Origin of the sequence: Adlercreutzia sp. DFI.6.23 (genome assembly GCF_024462535.1) — a bacterium.
GTDB classification, from domain to species: domain Bacteria; phylum Actinomycetota; class Coriobacteriia; order Coriobacteriales; family Eggerthellaceae; genus Adlercreutzia; species Adlercreutzia rubneri.
This window is the reverse complement of record NZ_JANGBP010000001.1, coordinates 312972-330071: the sequence shown is the minus strand read 5'-3', so window position 1 is coordinate 330071 and position 17100 is coordinate 312972. Positions and strand designations below refer to the sequence as shown.

Below are 17100 nucleotides of genomic sequence, written 5' to 3'. Positions count from 1 at the left end.
ACCCCGAAATGGCCGATCCCGATCCCCCCCCCTTCTGCCATTTCTGCCCTCAACTGGCATTTTTCTGCCACTTGAGGCCCGGAATGACGCACCTCCATCCCGCAGGTCGACCATTTCGGGGTCGAACTGGCATTTAGTCCGGATAATCCGAAAATGCCGCATCTCCAATAGCGATAGTTCCGACAAGCGCAATCGATAGGCTCCCGCAGGAAGTCACCTGTCGTCTACTCCTGCAAGGCGGAGCAGAGGGCGTCGAGCAGCGTGATGGCGTAGTGCTGGGCGGAGCGCTCCGGGCCGGCCTCTAGCCACATGGTGCCGGGGAGCAGCACCGACACGCGGGGCCAGCTCGCGTCTCGGGCCACATCGACGGCCGAGGCCAAACGCAGCCCTAGCGTATCCTCTTCCGCATAGGACACCAGCGGCACCCCGGCCTCGGCGTCCGTCGCGCTCAGCAGCACGTGCACGAGCATCATAGACGCGTCCGGCGGTACCGAGAGCGCGTCGGCGCTGATGATCTTGGAGGCGGGATTGGTGGCCTGAGCCACGTTCGACATGCGCGAGGCCACGGCCCGAGAGAACTCATCGGTGCCGAACAGGCACACGGCGTTGCGCTCGAGCACATCGGCCGCACGGGCGAAGCCCAAATGGCGCACCGGGCTGTGAGTAGCTTCCTTGCCGACCCAGGAGTGGGCCAGGTTGCGCAGCGCCGCATAGGTGTAGGCACCGGCGATGCCATCGGAGGGCAAACCCAAGTTCAGCTGGAAGCGACGGAGCGCCTCTTCGGTGTGAGCACCGAAGATGGCGTCGCGGGTGCCGTAGAAGAACCCGAGCGCGCCCAGCGCCTGTTGCAGCTCAAGCACGTCGTGCCCGTGGAAGTAGGGCATGCGCAGATACAGCGTGCGGTCGCCCAGGTTGTAGGTGGCGTCCACCAAGGCCGCCCACACCTTCTCGGTCACCTCTTCGCTCGGCGGGAGCGCCGAGGCAGCGAGGAACTCGGCCAAAGCGGCGGCGGTAGCGTCATCGAAAATGCCGGTGATGGCGTCCTCGGGAAGATGCCCGATGCGGGCCAGGCGCGTCTGCACGTCCTCGACGGCGGCGCCGGTGTCGTTTCTCTTGATAGGTTCCATGTTACTTCAACCTGTTCACGAACCAGTCGGCCATGGATACGAGCAAGTCGCGGTACTGCGAAGGGGGCAACGCCCCGGCCAACCGCGCCTTGGCATTCAGCGTCAGATCCTCGGCAAAGGTGCGGGCGTAATCGATGGACCCCGTCTCCTCCATGATGGCCACGGCCTCGGCGAGCACCTCCGGGTCGCGCTCCTTCGACGACAGGATCTCGACGAGACGCTCGCGCGCCTCGGGCGCCGCGTTCTGCAGGGCGTGCACCACAACCAGCGTGCGCTTGCCCTCGGTGATATCGCTGCGGAAGTCCTTCTTCTTGGCCTCGTCGGTGCCCACGAGGTTCAGCAAATCGTCCTGGATTTGGAAGGCGAGGCCCGTGTCCAACCCGTAGCTGCGCAGGGCCTCCACGATCTCGTCGTCGGCGCCGCCCACGATGGCGCCCACGGCCAGCGGCACCGCGCCGGAGTAATGGGCCGTCTTGTGGATGGCCATGGTGAGATAGTCCTCGGGCGTGATGTCGTAGCGGCCGTCGCGGGCCCAGCCCAGATCGAGCGCCTGACCCTCCACCGTGCGGCAGGTCATGGCGATGAGCTCCTTGATAACGCGCACCTTCACGGCGTCCTCGAGCAGCGGGTCGTTCACCACCGGACCGTTTACCACGGAAAGCGCCAAGTCGCCCATATTGATGGCCAGCCCCAGCCCCTCGGTGAGGTGCAGGCAGGGCTCGCCGCGGCGCAGCTCGGCCTCGTCGGCGATGTCATCGTGGATGAGGGCCGCTGAATGGAAATGTTCGATGGCGGCGGCGGCAGTGGCGGCGCGATTGGGGTCGCCTCCCACGGCCAGGCAGGCCGCGAAGCAGATGAGCGGGCGGTGGCGCTTGCCCGCGTTCTCGCTGTAATGATAGAGAGGATCGTACAGGTAGCGATCCATATCCCCATGGGCCCCATGGGGAATATAACTGTTGATCAGCTCCCCGACCGGATCGGCGTAGGCTTTCAAATAGTCTTCGAACGTGGTGGGCGTCTCTTCGACGCCTGCGAGGATTTCTGAGATGTTCTTCATAGCGCTTTCTTGCCAGAGGACGGTCGTTTCAGCATCGCATCATGATACCACGGGCGAACGGACGCGTCCCGCGCGATCGGCCCATCGACAAGATTGTAAGATTTGGCGGCGAAAAGCACCCCACAAGCCGCCCCCTGCAGTATTCCTGCAATTGCAACCTGCTACAGAAGGCGGGCATAATCCCGCGACTTGTGGACGATGCGGCAAACGACTATCTGGCCATCTGCCACCTTGTATAGCGCAATATAGTTGTTCATCGGGGCGCATCGGTAGCCGCGCTCAGCCAGCTCGGGCACCCGGGAAAGGCCATACAGCTCGGGATTCTCCGCCACGAGGTTCACTTGTTTGTCGAATTCCTCCATGAAGTTCCGCGCAGCCTGCTCACTCCGCAACATGCTGACAAGATACCCGACAATGTCGCGGTACTCCTGCTGGGCCTCTGCCAATATGACCTTCCTATAGGCCATACTCTTCCCTCACTCCGGCGACAAAATCGTCGTAATCGCAGTAAGCCCCCGCTTCCAGCTCCTGTTCGGATCGCATAGCTCGGGAGAGCAGCCGCGCTCGCGCCATCTCGTCCCGCATAGCACGGTACTGCTCGTCGCTGAGGCAGTGGAAAATCTCGCAGCCGTTCTTCGTCACCGTCACATCGCGCTCGCGCTCGACAAGCTCAGCGAATTCGGCCGTATTCTTCATACTTCTCACCGGAACGCATACCGACATAAAGACTCCCTTCATAGCGTGGCCTAATTGTACCACATCCATAAAGGGACTCGTCGTAGGCGTTGCCAGGCCGCCTCTTGCGCAACCCATGCCCCTTCGCTCCTCTCAAGACGCGTCTTTGTACCCTCCGAGAAGAGCCTAACAGAACCGAACCGCGACGGCGACGCGGGGAAGCCGCGGCCTTGCCCCTCCCCAAACCGCGACGAAGTCCCGGTGCGGCAAGTCTCGGCGACGCGCGACGGAATCCTGGGCCGCAGCCAGCAACAGGGGCGGGGCCCGACAGCATCAGCCGAGCCCCACCCCCAAGAAAGTCTTTCCCAATTGAAGCAGCTAGGCTGCGCAGTCCTCGGGCTCAAGCTCGGGAACCCGCGTGGCAGCCGCCGCGTCGGCACGCCGGTCGACGAGCGCCCGGCGGACGCGCAGCGCGGCGTAGGCGCCAAAGATCACCGTGTACACGACCACACTTGCCACAGCGGCCTCGCCGCCCTGGCTCGCCGCCGGCGCCAGCATCAGCATGAGGTGCACGTACACCAAGCCGAAGAACACATAGGCCCACCGCTGCAGGCGCTTCCAGCTATCGGTGCGCATGCGGCGCTTTACGAAGGCGAAAGAGGTCACGCCCAGCACCAGCAGAAGCACGAGCAGCGCGAGCGCTACCACCAGGGCGCTCACCACATTCACCCCCAGCGTGCCGCCGAGTCGCGGAGCGTAGGAGCCCAAATACACCGCCATATGCCCGCAAGCCAAAATGCATGCGATAATGGACAACTCGCTGCGCACCGGCTTAAGCCACTGATGCACCTTCGATCCCTTGGCGAACACACCGATGTACATGACCACCACAAACAGCGCCAGCGACAGCACACACTTGCCCATGAGCAGCGTAAGCGGCCCCATTACAACACGGGGGAGCAGCCCCTCGACGCCAATGACGTAGGCCACGTCAGCCGCCACAGCCAGTACGTAAAACGCCACCGGCCACTTATGCAGCGGCGTGCGCAGAGCCAGGCAAGCCACCACCGTCACCGCCAAAACCATAAGGAATGTCATTGCTTGCTCCTCACCCTCGCCTATGCCGCACGCTCAGCAAGCGTTTCCAGCAGAAAACGCCCGTATGCCGCCAGCGCGCCATAGAAGCGCTCGGCCGCCGGGTCCACCTTGCCCGCCTGCGCGAGGCGTTCGACCTCTTCAGCCGTGCGCGTCAGGAAATCCGGCAGCCACAAAGCCGCGTGGTCTCGAACGAAATCAGCAACCCGACCCCGCCAAAGCGCCACGGCCTCTTCATCTTCCGCCTCTAAAGAAGCCGCCTCGCTGCCAAGGAGAAACGAGAGGAACGCCCATTCGTTCCACGCGCTGTCGCACGGCTCGGTCTCGGCGTCCTTCGGCAGAACGCCGCTCTCACGCATGGTTTTCTCGACACGCAGGGTCAGCGCCGTGCGGAACAGCGCCGGCGCTCCGGGCAACCCCTCGCGCACGTGCACGAACGCGCTCTCATAGGGAAAAATGGCCACTCCGCTTCCCTGGCGCGCGTACAGCAGCGACCATGCGCGGCGCAACGCGGCGCCGAGCCCCTCGGCATCTTCGTCGGCAGCGCACACGAAGCCTTCGCAAAGCGCCTCAATGTCACCAGCGCGCCCATCATCACGCGCTGCCGCCACGTCTTTCGCGCAGCTGACCGCGTCGTCATGCACCGATCCGTTCACCACTGCCGCCGCCACATCGTTGTCAGGAAAGCGCGTCAGCGCGCTCATCAATTCGCAACCGTCGGCCAAGCCGACAACTTTCCTCATATCCTCTGCGCTCACGAAGCCTCCTTACAAAGAGGCGGGCGCCGTACTTTCCGACGCCCGCCCTGCCGTTTCCAGATACGTGCTTACTTCAAGTAGTAGACACTCGGGTTCGTGCCCGCCGACTCCAGCATGAGGTGATAGTCGCGGCCCTCGATGGCCTTCGACACCGCAGATTCCGGATCGTCCAAATCGCCCCAGTAGCGGGCGCGGGCCGGGCACAGCTGCATGCAGGCCGGCACATCTCCGCGATCGACAAGATTCTTGCAGAACGTGCACTTCTCCACCGTCCCGGCCTTGTGGGGCGGGGCGTCGAACTCGCCGACCTCAACCTCGAGGTAATACTCGGGATTGTCGCTGATAAGGGTGCGGACGCCCTCGTAGGGGCACGCCTTGATGCAGGACTCGCATCCGATGCACAGATCCGTATCAACGAACACGATGCCGTCCTCGCGCTGCTGGGTTGCGCCGGTGGGGCACGCGCTCAGGCAGGCCGGATCAGCACAGTGCTGGCACTGCATGGGAAGGAAGTTCAGCGTGCAATTGGGGAAGGTGCCGCCGGCATTGTCGTTGGCAAGGGCGCCGCGGGACACGGCGGTACCGATGGTGTCGAAATCGTCATCGGTCTTGGTGTACACGACGTTGTACGTCAGCTCCTTCGGCAGATTGTTCGCTATCTTGCACGCCGCAGCGCACGCCTGGCATCCGATGCAGCGACGAAGGTCGATCGCCATTCCGTATCGAGTCATCTATCTCAGCCTCCCTAGAGCTTCTCGATGGCCACAGCGCAGTCGAAGTAGGACTGGTTTCTGCAGGCCTGGTTGTATTCGTTGAAGGTCGTACGAGCAAGGTCGCCGTCAATGTGCTCGCGCGTCAGGAAGCTGCGCGGGCAGTGAACCGCCTTGCGTTGCTCACCGGGATTGAGGACGGCCAGCATGGTAACCGATCCGCGGTCGTTGTAGAGACGGACGGTATCTCCCTCTTCGATACCCAGCTCGACGGCATCTTCCGGATTGATACGGCACACCGGTGCGGCCTCGAACTCCTTCAGATAATCGACGTCGTACCACTGAGTGTGGGCGCGGGTGCGCATATGCTCGCAGCAGATGGTGAAGGGGTACTTCTCGCGGATGGGGTTGGAAAGATCGGCCTCGCGCGCCGGCTCCCAGAAGACCGACAGCTTTTCCTTCTCCAAATCCAACTCCTGGCCCATCATGTAGTCGGGCTTGGGATCCTCGCGGTAGAACATGGCGCGTCCCGTAGGCGTTCCGAAAACAGCGCCCTCGAAGGCGATGGTGGGATCGTTGTCGCAACGCAAGTAATTCTTCTCGCGGATCTTGTCGATAGTGATCCCCTTCTCCTTCCCATAGGGAGTGGAGAGAAGGACATTCAAGTACTCGTCGGCCGTGAACTGGAAGAAGTCACCGTATCCCATAGCCTCGGCGATGAGCTTGTAAATCTCGAAGTCCGGCTTGCTCTCGTACAGGGGCTCGACGGCCTTCTCGTTCCACAGCAGATAGGGGTTGCAGTAGTAGCGGACGCGCAAATCCTCAGTCTCGAACCAGTGGCAAGCAGGCAGCAGGATGTCAGCGTACAGCGCCGTGTCGTTCATGGTCATGTCCTGGATGACAATGAACTCGATCGCGTTCATGAGCTCGAGGGTCTTGTTCTGATCCGTCTGATTCGAGACGACGTTGGTGCAGGAAGCGTAGAAGGACTTGATGGGGAAATCCTCGCCAAGCTTCTTGCCCGTGTGCACAATGTTGTTGCAGAAGTCGGTCCAGTTAAGAATGGCGCCGACTCCCTGAGGCACTTCACCCGAGGCGCTCGGCATCGTGATGCATGCCTGCACATTGCCCTCGCCGAAGTTCGGCTCGCCGGTGAACAGACCCGATCCCGAACGACCCATCTGGCCAGACACGAGCAGAAGCGAGTTGATGCACTTCGAGCTGTACATGCCGTTGTTGTAGTGGTTCAGACCGAACTTCATGTCCGTCTGAACATCGCCTTCCTGCGTGTAGAGGTGCGCGAGGTGCTGGATGTCCTCGACGCTCACGCCGGTCACCTCGGAGGTGTGCTCCAGCGTCCACGGCTCAACCGCTTCCCGCACCAGCTCCATCTCCGTGCGCACCGCGATGCCCTGGATGGGGGCAACCCCGCCGAGCGCAGGCTTGACGGCCTGTGCCAGGGGCACAGCGCTGGAAGTCTCCTCGTCCCACACCACGTAGGGGTCGACGGGAACTTCCTCGCCCTGAGCGTTGGTCGCAGTCTCGGTCGGCTCCACGCCCAAGTCGCTCATGCGCAGGAATTTACCGTCCTCCTTGATCAGCAGGGGAGCCTCGGTGTGATCGCGCAGGAAGTCGGTCGCTTCCCAGCCCTGCTCGAAGATCTCGTGGATAGCGCCGAGCGCCAGGGCGCCGTCGGTAGCCGGATGCACCGGGATGAACCAGTCGGCCTTCGAGGGCATGACGCGATAGGCGATATCGATCACCACAAGCTCGGTGCCCGCATCGCGCGCCTCCAGGAAGAAGTGTGCGAGCTGCTTCTGGGACACCGCCGTGTCGCCGCCCCAAATTACATGGTGCTTGGCGTTAATAGCGTCCGAGCTGCGATTGCCATAGGGGCCGGCTCCAAACACGTAGGCCCAGGACATCGGCGTAGCAATATCGCGGTCCGGCAGGACACGGCTCGCGCCCATGACGTTCAGCAGGCGAGCCATAATGGAGCCCTCCGGGGCGCCGCCGCCGAGAGTACCGGTGTTGCCGCTGCCCAGGAACATGGCAATGGACTTCGGGCCGAACTCCTCGGTGTAGCCCTTCCACTTCTCGGCGATCTCGGCAATCGCCTCATCCCAGCTAATGCGCTCGAACTCGCCGCTACCGCGCTCGCCTACACGACGCATGGGGTACTGCAGTCGCTCGGCGCTGTACACGCGGGCGGGTTGGACAAGGCCCTTCGGGCAGATGCGGTCGAACTCGGGGCCGTCATCGAAGTGACCCGCAGTCGTGCGCACCACGCGACCGTCGCGCACATGGACGTTCAGGTAGCAGCCCTGACCGCACTGGGCACGGCACGCGCCCGAGTAGATCTTCGTCTCCGGAACCTCTACCGTCTCCTCGCCCGTTTCCGCCAGCGTCTCCTTGGCGGGGGCGCAGCCGACGAGCGCGCCGGTGGCCGTCAGCGCGGCCGCTCCCTTGATGAAATTTCTGCGCGAGAAACTCATGCCCGTTGTCTGTTCGGTCATGTCCTGACTCCTCTCTCTCCCTCGCATGTTGACGAGGACGTTCGCCAGGGAGGGGGTGGCTCGCGTCCTCGCCCGCGTGAAAAGTCTCCTCTTTGGACTTTTCGATACTGCCATTATGCCGAGGTGCGCCGATTAATAGCGATACGCTATGCCTAAGCTTTAGGTTAAATTGACCTTAACAGGAGATTAAGTGGCCAATCGACAAGCATTCCGAACAGGGCGTTTTAGGATTTGGCGATGTTTCGTTTTAGGATTTGGCGCTCGGCGCGACCCGGAGTGGCCCGCATGATCCGCACGATCGCCACAGCCTGCGCCTACCCCAAGGTGTCGGCCATTTTGTAACCGACGCGCTGCACCGTCAGCAGGTATTTGGGCTCGCTGGGGTTCTCCTCTATCATCTCGCGTATCTTGCGCACGAACACGGTGATGGAGTTCGAGTGCGCGTCCACCTCCCCCTCACCCCAGATGTACTCCTGAATCTGACCGCGCGTGAACACCTTACCCGGGTGCGTCGCCAAAAAGGCCACGATCTCGAACTCCTTGGTGGTCAAATTCGCAGGAACACCGTGCACGAGCACCTGGTACTCGTCGAAACGCACCTCCAAGTCGCCGATAGTCACCGATCCGTCGCGGGTCGTGCAGCGAGCGAAATCAATCGTATCTTTGTGACGGCGGATGTGGGCCTCAATACGCAAAATAAGCTCGGTGGCGTCGAAGGGCTTCGTCACGTAGTCGTCACCCCCGGCCCTAAACCCAATGGACTTGTCCACAATGTCGTTTTTCGCCGACAGGAAGATAATGGGAATGCGCCGCCCCTCGGCGCGGATACGCGTGCACAAATCGAACCCGTTCATACCCGGCAGCATAACGTCTAAAAGCAGCAAGTCCGGTTTCTCGGCGGCAAGCATTTCCATCCCCGACTCGGCATCGGTGGCCCCGCAATACTCGTAGCCGTTCTTCGTGAGCAGCTTCTCGATGGCCATATGCAGGCTCTCCTCGTCATCGATGAGCATGACCTTGTACACAGCCGCCTCCTCGTCTCTCGCGTTCCGCGGCCTTCGAGGCGCCACGCACCCCGCGACCGCCAATCCTAGACCCGCGTTTCCTGCGGACGCAGGTGGCTCCGAGCCGCCTACTCGTCCTCGTCCAACTCTACCACGGCCTTGACGGGAATGCGCACGGTAAACGCACTTCCACACCCCAGTTCGCTTTCCACCCCCACGGTGTAGCCCTGGGCCGCGGCGTACTCGCGAACGAGCGCCAGACCCAGCCCGCTGCCGCCGTAAATGCGCGTGGTAGAGCTATCCACCTGGAAGAACCGGTCGAAAATGCGCTCCTGATTCTCCTTGGCGATGCCGATGCCGTTATCGGACACCGTCACCAGCACATCTCCGGTTTCCTCCTCGCGCATCGCGGAAAGGGACACCGTGCCCCCAGCCGGCGTGAACTTCACTGCATTGCTGCCCAAGTTCTCCAGAATGCGCATCATCTTCTCGTAATCGCCGGAAACGAGCGGGACATCCGGAGCCACCGTCGTCGCCAGCGTTACCCGCGCCCCCACAGCCAGAGGGCCGATGGTGCTCTGCGCCGACGCCACGATGTCGCCCAGATCCATCAGCTCCATAGACACCGCCATCGCCCCCGCGTCCGACCGGGCGATATCCAGCATGTCGTTGATCATCCCCAAAAGCACCGAGCTCGACTTGCGCACCTCTTCCCAGCTGCGACGCTCCTCCTCGTCGGCCCCGCCCGACTCCAACGCAATTTGGGCGAGCGTGATGATGGAGGTGAGCGGCGTGCGCAGCTCATGGTTCACCATAGAGAGCAAATCGCTCTTCACCTGGGATTCCTTCGCCAGTTTCTCACTTAAGGCCTCCAGGTTATCGCGCTGGGCAGCCAACTCCTCGTTGGCTCGGCGCAAGTCCTGGGTACGCGCCTCCACCTGCTCCTCGAGCTCCTCGTAGGTAACGCTCAGCTCGCGGGACATGACATTGAAGCGATCGATGAGACTCGCCACCTCGCGCGCCGTGCCCGCGTCGTCCATGGATTGCCGAAGACGTCCTTCGCCCACTTCCCCGAACGCCCTCTTCATAGCCTCAAGCGGCCGCAGCACGAACACGGTCATGAGCCCGAACACCACGATGCCGATAAAGGTGGCCAGAAGCAGGAAGAAGCCCACGTCGCGGACAACGTTTTCCCGCAGGGCCTGGTACTGCTGCTCCAGCGGAATGACGATGCTGATGGCGCCGCCGATAGAATCCAGCGTCCAGCCCTCCTTGGGAAACCCGGTGATGTCGATTTCCCCGGCCGGTTCTCCATGGCACTCCAGGCAGCTCTCGTTTACCCTGAGCGCCTGCACATAGCGGAACTGCGCGGCGCCGTTGTCGGCCGAGGTTTGGGCGCGGTCGACCTCGGCCGGGTCGTCGCTCACAATGCGGAAGAACTCCTGAGTGTCCTTTTGCTCGTTGAACAGGGCCAGCGCCTCGGTTTCGAAGGCATCGGGCTTGTCCTGAGCCCGGCGCGGCTCGAAGTTCGTGTAGCGGATGGAGTAGTTGTTGCCCGCCGAGAAGATGGCGCCGACGCTCTTGCCGACGATGGCGCAGTGCAGCCCCTTGAACTCGTAGACGCCCGTCGTTGTGTTGTTGATGGTGTGCTGGGAGTTGTCCATGAACTCCCACACGGCGTCCATCTCGCGCGCGAAGGTGCGCGCCTCCTCGGCGAGCGAGTCCTCCATGTTCTGGGTTTGCATGCGGATGTCGAAGAGCGTGAACACCGCGGTGGCCACCACGAACACGAAGGTGAGCACGAGCAGCGATACCACTCGCAAGCTGATATTGCGTATCCTCATGGCCACCCCCTCGCACCGACAAGATTCTCCAAGTTCCCATGGTAACCCGACGCCCATGCACCGCAGCCTAAGTTTTGCCTAAGCTTTCGATTAACAGGATATTAAGGGATGAGGGGTGGAAATCTTGACGGGAAGTCGATAAAGTGAGGGCGAAAGCTTCGGCGCGCTCCTTGTTCCCTGTCGGCGGCGCGCATCTGGGCTGCACCGAGAAAGCATCGTGGAAAGGAAGAGCCTCGTGAGCCTTCGCCCCCTCCTCGCATCGCGAAAGGCAGCCAGGGCCTTTGCCCTGGTTCTCACGGTGTGCCTGGGGCTGTCCATCATGCTGGGAGCCGCCGCGCCCGAAAGCGATGCCGACGAGGTGCCGCCCTTCCGCTTCACGGGGCGCATGGGCCAGGGCGTGTGCGACACCTTGTGGGTGTGGACCCACCACCTTGATGAGGCCCGCCAGGATGTGCTCACCGAGCAATCCCTGCAAGCGGCGCGCCGGGCCGAGCCCGCACCTTCGGCCGACGACGACAGAACGCCCAATGCCGCAAGCAGCCTCATCTGCTTCCTCGGCGAGGAAGTGCCCTATCGCCAGGGCGAGCCAGCCGACATCACCGCGCCCGACGGCTACGCCAGCACCTGGGTGGGCACCGGGTGCGTCTCCGACAACGCGAACACCTACTTTATCGGCCACAACCCCGGCGTCTTCGAGCGCGTCATGGATTTGGAAATCGGCGACAAGATCACCGTGTTCGACGACGACGGCGCCTCGCGTACCTACTACGTCTTCGACACGCTCTTTCTGCCCAACGGGTCGAACTACTTCGTCTACGAGGGCCGCATCGCGCCGACCGGCGAGACCATCACCCTGCAGACCTGCACCGGAGACAACCAGCGGGTGCGCTGCGTCATGGCCCGCTAGGGGCGACGGGCGCGAACGTCGCGCGAAGCGCTCTCTTGTCGTGGTATCATGCGTACATTCGCCGTTATCGGACGGCACACGATACGCGGGGGCGTGGCGGAATTGGCATACGCAGCGGACTTAAAATCCGCCTCTTCGGATTGTGGGTTCGAGTCCCACCGCCCCTACCATCAATCTTCCCGGGCGGCCTCGAAGATCATGCCGTGGAGGATGTCCGATTCGCTGGCCGTGTAGGCGTCGGCGCCGGCCAGAGCCAGCACCTCTTCCAAAATGACGAATCCGGCCACGATGACGCCGGCGCGCTTCGGGTCGAGGCCCACCGTGGCCTTGCGCTCTTCCAGCGGCTCGGCGGCCAGACGTTCCTCGATGGCCGCAAGCTCTCCAGCAGCGACAACGGCCTTGTGCACGCGGGAGGAATCGTAGACCTCCATGGCCTCGCGGATGCTCACGACGCTCGTGGCCGTGCCGGCCACGGCCACCACGCGGTCGATGGCGAACCCGGCGGTGGCCAAGCCTTCGAAATACGGCGCCATGGTCTCGCGAATCCACTGACGGGCCGCATCCATCTGGTCTGGCGTCGGCGGATCGTCGCGGAAGAACCGCTCCGTCACGCGACGGCACCCGATGTTGAAGGAATGGGAAGCAACGGGATCCTCGCCGAAGCGGCCGGCCACCACCTCCGTCGAACCGCCGCCGATATCGACGACGAGCAGGTTCTCGCCGGGGAAATCGCTGGAAGCGCCCAAGAACGTGAGCTGCGCCTCCCGGGAGCCGGGGATCACCGCCAACGTGACGCCGCGCTCTGCCAAGCGGGCCGCGAACTCGGGGCCGTTGGCCGCATCGCGGGAGGCTGAGGTGGCCATGGCGATGAGCCGTCGCACGGGATGCTCGGGGGTATCGTAACGTGCGAGCACCTCCAAGTAGCGATCCACGCAGGCGAGCACCCGCTCGATAGCCGCCTCGGACAGGCGCCCCGTAGCGTCCACGCCCACGCCTAGATCGGTGATGGCGTACTCCTTGTCCACGTCGATGATGCGTCCGTCCTCCACGTCCGCCACAAGAAGACGGCAGGTCACCGTCCCGATATCCAAGGCCCCATAGCGCCCATCAGCGTACGTCATATCGTGCTCCTGTCGATGTTCAACCTTATTCCACGCCGAAGAGGGGATCGAGGAGATCCGAGTACCAGGTGTCGGGGGCGGTGATGTCCTCGGAAACGATGTTGCCGCGGAACTCGGAGGCCTCGTCCTTTTCGTCCAGCCCGCTCACGGACACGGCGTGCTCGCCCTCGTGCACCCAGCCGAGCTGCGTGCGGGCCGCGTCCTCGATGCCGGCCTCGGTGGAAAGGGCATCCACCGACGCCTCGATGGCGGCGTTGCGCTCCGTGACGGCCTCGTACTCGGCGGCGAGGCGGTCTCGCTCGCGGATGTCCTGGTAGAGCTGCTGGGCCGGCCCGTAGAGGAAAGCCGCCCCCAGCCCCAGGCACAGAACCGTGGCGCAGGTGACGATGAAAGGCGCCCGAGTAAAGAAAGGAGCTTTTGCCTCGGGCATCTTGACACGTCCGGAGACGCCCGATTCCTTCTGCTGCATCCGAGACGAACGGCGGTGCGACGAGCCCATCTCGCCTTTGTACACGGCGGCGCGCGGACCGGCTTGGGAGGCGTCCGAGGGCTTGCCGGCCTCGTACTGGCGATAGTAGGCGCGACCCGCCCGCTCTTTCGCGCGCTGGCGGCGCTTCTTGCCGAACCGGGAGGTCAGGCGGCCCAAGGGCCCCAAGGGGGCTTCCAGCTCCTCGTCGTCGACATCTGCGGCGCGCGCGGCCCCGCGCGATTCCAAAGAGCCCGGCCCGCGGTGGGCGTCGCTCATGGAAAGGGGCGCGTAGCGAGAACCGGATGCCGGCGCGGCGAACGACCGGGCCGAAGAGCGCCCGGCGCTTGCGGCTCGACCGGTCACGCGCACCTCGAAATCCGGGTCATCGGCGAAGCGGCCGGCATGGGCGCGCACAGGCGGCGTCTGGCGCGCACGACGATCCGACGCAACGCGTCGCGCTGTGTCGAAGGAAACGATATTCGCCTGTCGTGGCACGGGAGTTCGCTCGTCCTTTCGCTGCCGGGGTTCGTTTCTGGTGCGGGTAGTCAGTCGAAAGCGGGTAGATTATCGGTCAGGCGCCGAGGCGCCCCTTGCTCACAAGTCGAGGCTACGGACGAACGCGCCCCATTTCTCGAAGGAGGCATCGCTGATGGCGTGTTCCATCTGGCAGGCCTCGACTTCCGCCACCTCGGGCTCGACCCCCAAGGCCTTGGTCAGAAAGTCGAAGAGCATGCGATGGCGGTCGAGCACCGACCGACCGTAGGCGTAGCCCGCCTCGGTCAGCGTGATGTCGCCGTAGTGCGGTTGCACGACCAGCTCCTGCTCCTTCAGAGCGGAGATGGCCTTGTTCACCGACGCTTTGGAAACGCCCAGCTTGTTGGCCACATCCACCGAGCGCACGGGCGCGTCGGTCGTGCCGCCCAGCATGACGATGGCCTCGAGGTAATCCTCGTGAGACATGGACGTTTTCACCACAGCAATCTCCTTATCGAACAAGTCAGATCATCATAGCACGGCGCGCGAAGAAAAAAGAGGCTCGGAGCCGAAACTTCCGAGCCTCTTTCACATTGTCTTCGCCAAACGGTTACGGACGGCGCGGGGCCTGATCCCCCACGGCCTTGGCGGCGGCTTGGGCCATAGCCTCGGCTGCCTGGCAGCACGGCGGCATCTCGTCACCGGCACCCGTGCCGTTGATGCGGCTTGAAACGGTCGGTCGAACGGCCGAAGCGCAGTGGGAGCAGCCGGCGCAGCCCCCTTCTCCATCGCCGCAGTGGTCGCCGCAGTCGCACAGGCCGCGGCGCGTCATGCGCCGGATGGCGAGCACCGCCAGGGCCAGGATGACCAAAAGGATGACGACAGTGGGGAAATTGAGGCTGAGCTCTTGCATAATGGCTCCTTGCAACTTAGGCGTTCTTTCTCGCCGCTTCCAGCCTGCCCGCGCCCTTGGGCTTGGCGGCCGGGCGGAACAGCAGGTACAGCATGCCCGCGGCCACCACGACAGCCAAAGCCGTGAACGGGCCGAAGGCGATCTCGCCGGCGATAAGGCCGCCGAACTGGTAGATCATGAGGCCCACGCACCAGGCGAAGGCGCACATGTAGCCGATGGCGGCCCAGGTCCACTTCGCCGACATCATCTGGCGACGGATAGTGCCGATGGCCGCGAAGCACGGCGCACACAAAAGATTGAAGGCGCAGAAGGCCATGATGGCCGCCGAGCTGCCGCCGAGCATGGCGGCAAACGAGGCCCACAGCGACGGGTCGGTCTCGCCGATTTCCTCGCCGAGGCTCGTGATGACGCCCACGGTGGCCACGACATTCTCCTTGGCCACAAGGCCCGTGATGGAGGTGACGGTAGATTCCCAGTTGCCGAAGCCGAGCGGCGCGAAGATCCAGGCGAGCAGGTTGCCGAGGCCGGCCATGAGGCTGTACTGGATATAGTCGTCAACCTCGGGGTCGAGCAGGCCGAAGGAGCCCTCGTAGAAGCCGAAGTTCAGCAGGAACCAGATGACCATGGAGGACAGGAAAATGATGGTACCGGCTTTCACCACGTAGCTGCGCACGCGCTCCCACATGGAAAGCAGCACGTTCTTCACCGTGGGCAGGTGGTACTGGGGAAGCTCCATGATGAAGGGGGCGACCTCGCCGGAGAAGGCGCGGAACTTTTTCAGGATGATGCAGGACAGGATGATGGCGAACAGCCCCAGGAAGTAGAAGACGGGCGCGACCCACCAGGTTGCCTCGTAGTCGCCGCCGGCCAGGGCGCCGAAGACGAGCGCGATGATGGGCAGCTTGGCGCCGCAGGGGATCATGGTCGTCGTCATGATGGTCATGCGGCGGTCCTTCTCGTTCTCGATGGTCTTGGTGGCCATGACTGCGGGCACACCGCAGCCGGAGGCAATGAGCATTGGGATGAAGGATTTGCCGGACAGACCGAAGCGGCGGAACACGCGGTCCATGATGAAGGCGACGCGGGCCATGTATCCGCAGCCCTCCAAGAAGCCGAGCAGGATGAACAGCACGATCAGCTGCGGGATGAAGCCGATGACGGCGCCCACGCCGGCGATGATGCCGTCCAGCACGAGCGACTGCACCCAGGGAGCGGCGCCGATGGATTCAAGCCAGCCGCCCACCACGACGGGCACGCCCACGTGGTAGAAGCCGTAGTCGGCCGGATCGGGCTCCTCCAACTCGCCGGCTTCGAAGGCAGCCACGCCCTCGTCGGTCTCGAGGATGCCCTCGAACTCCTCGACGGCGGCCTCGTACTGTTCGGTGCCGGTGTAGAGCCAGCCATCGCCGAACAGGCCGTCGTTGGCCCAGTCGGTCACGATGGTGCCCACGGTGGACACCGAGATGTAGTACACGAGGAACATGATGACGATGAAGATCGGGATGCCCAGGATGCGGTTGGTGACCACGCGGTCGATCTTCTGGGTGGTGGTCATGGTCTTCGGGGACTTCCTCACGCAGGCGTCACAAACCTCCGTGATATTGTCGTAACGCTCGTTGGTGATGATGGACTCGGCGTCGTCGTCCTCCGCATCTTCCAGACGCTCGCGGATGGCGGCGATCTTCGAGAGCGCGGCGGCCGGCAGGTTCAGCGCGTCGATGGTGAGCTGCTCGCCTTCCAGGAGTTTGATGGCGTACCAGCGAGCATGGCGGCCCTTGATGGCCGCGCCGGCCACGTCGATGACCTGGGCTAAGGCCTCTTCCACCTCGTTGGTGAAGCGCAGGGTGGTCGCAGGGGCGGCGCCCTTCTTGCCCGCCTCGATGGCGGCCTTCACGACCTCCTCCATGCCGCGGCCCTTGAGCGCCGAGGTCGGCACCACCGGGCAGCCCAAGCGCTTGGCAAGGGCATCGACGTCGATCTTATCGCCGTTTTTCTCCACGAGATCCATCATGTTGAGGGCCACGACGGTGGGGATGCCCAGATCGATGATCTGGGTGGTGAGGTAGAGGTTGCGCTCGAGGTTCGTCGCGTCCACCAGGTTGATGACCGCGTCCGGTTTGCCGCTCATGAGGTAATCGCGGGTGACGATCTCCTCGGGGGTGTAGGGCGAGAGCGAGTACACGCCGGGCAGGTCGGTGACGACCACCCCCTTATCGGCGCGGTAGCGGCCCTCTTTTTTCTCAACGGTCACGCCGGGCCAGTTTCCCACGTACTGGTTCGCGCCGGTCAGATCGTTGAACATGGTCGTCTTGCCGCAATTGGGGTTGCCGGCAAGGGCAATGTTGATAGCCATGATCAGCCTTTCCTTCTCCAAAAAACCGTTGTTCGCCGGGCCCTTCTCGCGCCTCCCAATGCGCGCCACGGCGAAGA

Annotated in this window: 16 protein-coding genes and 1 tRNA gene; 2 read left to right on the top strand and 15 right to left on the bottom strand. The window is 63.4% G+C overall.

Annotation, left to right across the window (positions count from 1 at the left end):
* Positions 1 to 224 precede the first annotated feature (224 nt).
* The 10 genes from NE591_RS01465 to NE591_RS01420 form a co-directional block, all read right to left on the bottom strand.
* Positions 225 to 1127: a peptidoglycan-binding protein gene (locus tag NE591_RS01465; protein WP_022740638.1), complete on the bottom strand. Its 903-nt coding sequence runs from the start codon at positions 1125 to 1127 to the stop codon at positions 225 to 227.
* A gap of 1 nt (position 1128) precedes the next feature.
* A complete protein-coding gene (locus NE591_RS01460; RefSeq protein WP_256156240.1) occupies positions 1129 to 2184 on the bottom strand; it encodes a polyprenyl synthetase family protein in 1056 nt (351 codons plus the stop codon).
* 161 nt (positions 2185 to 2345) lie between these two features.
* Positions 2346 to 2651 (bottom strand): type II toxin-antitoxin system RelE/ParE family toxin, encoded by a 306-nt coding sequence (locus NE591_RS01455; RefSeq protein WP_114549275.1) that lies wholly within the window; start codon positions 2649 to 2651, stop codon positions 2346 to 2348.
* Complete coding sequence (locus NE591_RS01450) at positions 2641 to 2907, bottom strand: type II toxin-antitoxin system Phd/YefM family antitoxin (protein WP_147270668.1); 267 nt, start codon at positions 2905 to 2907, stop codon at positions 2641 to 2643. Before NE591_RS01450 ends, NE591_RS01455 begins: the two co-directional genes overlap by 11 nt.
* A 330-nt stretch (positions 2908 to 3237) precedes the next feature.
* The gene (locus NE591_RS01445) at positions 3238 to 3957 is read right to left on the bottom strand and encodes a ferric reductase-like transmembrane domain-containing protein (protein WP_256156239.1); all 720 of its coding nucleotides are present in this window, start codon (positions 3955 to 3957) and stop codon (positions 3238 to 3240) included.
* A 20-nt stretch (positions 3958 to 3977) separates the two neighbouring features.
* A complete protein-coding gene (locus NE591_RS01440; RefSeq protein WP_256156238.1) occupies positions 3978 to 4712 on the bottom strand; it encodes a molecular chaperone TorD family protein in 735 nt (244 codons plus the stop codon).
* A 68-nt stretch (positions 4713 to 4780) separates the two neighbouring features.
* Positions 4781 to 5443 (bottom strand): 4Fe-4S dicluster domain-containing protein, encoded by a 663-nt coding sequence (locus NE591_RS01435; RefSeq protein WP_256156237.1) that lies wholly within the window; start codon positions 5441 to 5443, stop codon positions 4781 to 4783.
* 14 nt (positions 5444 to 5457) lie between these two features.
* Positions 5458 to 7938, bottom strand: coding sequence for a molybdopterin-dependent oxidoreductase (locus tag NE591_RS01430; RefSeq protein WP_256156236.1), 2481 nt, complete (start codon positions 7936 to 7938; stop codon positions 5458 to 5460).
* A gap of 314 nt (positions 7939 to 8252) precedes the next feature.
* Positions 8253 to 8963 (bottom strand): response regulator transcription factor, encoded by a 711-nt coding sequence (locus NE591_RS01425; RefSeq protein WP_256156235.1) that lies wholly within the window; start codon positions 8961 to 8963, stop codon positions 8253 to 8255.
* Positions 8964 to 9070: 107 nt separating this feature from the next.
* Entirely contained in the window at positions 9071 to 10786 is a 1716-nt protein-coding gene (locus tag NE591_RS01420) for a DUF3365 domain-containing protein (RefSeq protein WP_256156234.1), read from the bottom strand.
* Positions 10787 to 11021: 235 nt separating this feature from the next.
* Between NE591_RS01420 and NE591_RS01415 the strand changes: the two genes are divergently transcribed.
* Both NE591_RS01415 and NE591_RS01410 read left to right on the top strand, forming a co-directional pair.
* Positions 11022 to 11693 carry a sortase gene (locus tag NE591_RS01415; RefSeq protein ID WP_256156233.1) on the top strand — a complete coding sequence of 224 codons (672 nt, stop codon included), beginning with the start codon at positions 11022 to 11024 and terminating at the stop codon, positions 11691 to 11693.
* Between the two features lie 87 nt (positions 11694 to 11780).
* Positions 11781 to 11863: transfer RNA gene (locus NE591_RS01410), tRNA-Leu, on the top strand.
* Here the strand turns inward: NE591_RS01410 and NE591_RS01405 are convergent.
* The 5 genes from NE591_RS01405 to NE591_RS01385 all read right to left on the bottom strand — a co-directional run bounded on the left by NE591_RS01405 (position 11864) and on the right by NE591_RS01385 (position 17023).
* Complete coding sequence (locus tag NE591_RS01405) at positions 11864 to 12814, bottom strand: Ppx/GppA family phosphatase (protein WP_173114237.1); 951 nt, start codon at positions 12812 to 12814, stop codon at positions 11864 to 11866. It abuts the tRNA gene before it with no gap.
* A gap of 25 nt (positions 12815 to 12839) precedes the next feature.
* Positions 12840 to 13778, bottom strand: coding sequence for a septum formation initiator family protein (locus tag NE591_RS16170; protein ID WP_173114240.1), 939 nt, complete (start codon positions 13776 to 13778; stop codon positions 12840 to 12842).
* Positions 13779 to 13877: 99 nt separating this feature from the next.
* The gene (locus NE591_RS01395) at positions 13878 to 14258 is read right to left on the bottom strand and encodes a metal-dependent transcriptional regulator (RefSeq protein ID WP_256156232.1); all 381 of its coding nucleotides are present in this window, start codon (positions 14256 to 14258) and stop codon (positions 13878 to 13880) included.
* Between the two features lie 109 nt (positions 14259 to 14367).
* Positions 14368 to 14670 (bottom strand): hypothetical protein, encoded by a 303-nt coding sequence (locus NE591_RS01390; protein WP_117284312.1) that lies wholly within the window; start codon positions 14668 to 14670, stop codon positions 14368 to 14370.
* Between the two features lie 16 nt (positions 14671 to 14686).
* Positions 14687 to 17023 (bottom strand): ferrous iron transporter B, encoded by a 2337-nt coding sequence (locus tag NE591_RS01385; protein WP_173114246.1) that lies wholly within the window; start codon positions 17021 to 17023, stop codon positions 14687 to 14689.
* Positions 17024 to 17100: the final 77 nt, after the last annotated feature.

Excerpts from the sequence above, each read along its gene's own strand:
- NE591_RS01390 (WP_117284312.1), bottom strand. The coding sequence starts at position 14,670 with ATGCAAGAGCTCAGCCTCAATTTCCCCACTGTCGTCATCCTTTTGGTC.
- NE591_RS01465 (WP_022740638.1), bottom strand. The coding sequence starts at position 1,127 with ATGGAACCTATCAAGAGAAACGACACCGGCGCCGCCGTCGAGGACGTG.
- NE591_RS01460 (WP_256156240.1), bottom strand. The coding sequence starts at position 2,184 with ATGAAGAACATCTCAGAAATCCTCGCAGGCGTCGAAGAGACGCCCACC.
- NE591_RS01445 (WP_256156239.1), bottom strand. The coding sequence starts at position 3,957 with ATGACATTCCTTATGGTTTTGGCGGTGACGGTGGTGGCTTGCCTGGCT.
- NE591_RS01435 (WP_256156237.1), bottom strand. The coding sequence starts at position 5,443 with ATGACTCGATACGGAATGGCGATCGACCTTCGTCGCTGCATCGGATGC.
- NE591_RS01420 (WP_256156234.1), bottom strand. The coding sequence starts at position 10,786 with ATGAGGATACGCAATATCAGCTTGCGAGTGGTATCGCTGCTCGTGCTC.
- NE591_RS01385 (WP_173114246.1), bottom strand. The coding sequence starts at position 17,023 with ATGGCTATCAACATTGCCCTTGCCGGCAACCCCAATTGCGGCAAGACG.
- NE591_RS01450 (WP_147270668.1), bottom strand. The coding sequence starts at position 2,907 with ATGTCGGTATGCGTTCCGGTGAGAAGTATGAAGAATACGGCCGAATTC.
- NE591_RS01430 (WP_256156236.1), bottom strand. The coding sequence starts at position 7,938 with ATGACCGAACAGACAACGGGCATGAGTTTCTCGCGCAGAAATTTCATC.
- NE591_RS01405 (WP_173114237.1), bottom strand. The coding sequence starts at position 12,814 with ATGACGTACGCTGATGGGCGCTATGGGGCCTTGGATATCGGGACGGTG.
- NE591_RS01455 (WP_114549275.1), bottom strand. The coding sequence starts at position 2,651 with ATGGCCTATAGGAAGGTCATATTGGCAGAGGCCCAGCAGGAGTACCGC.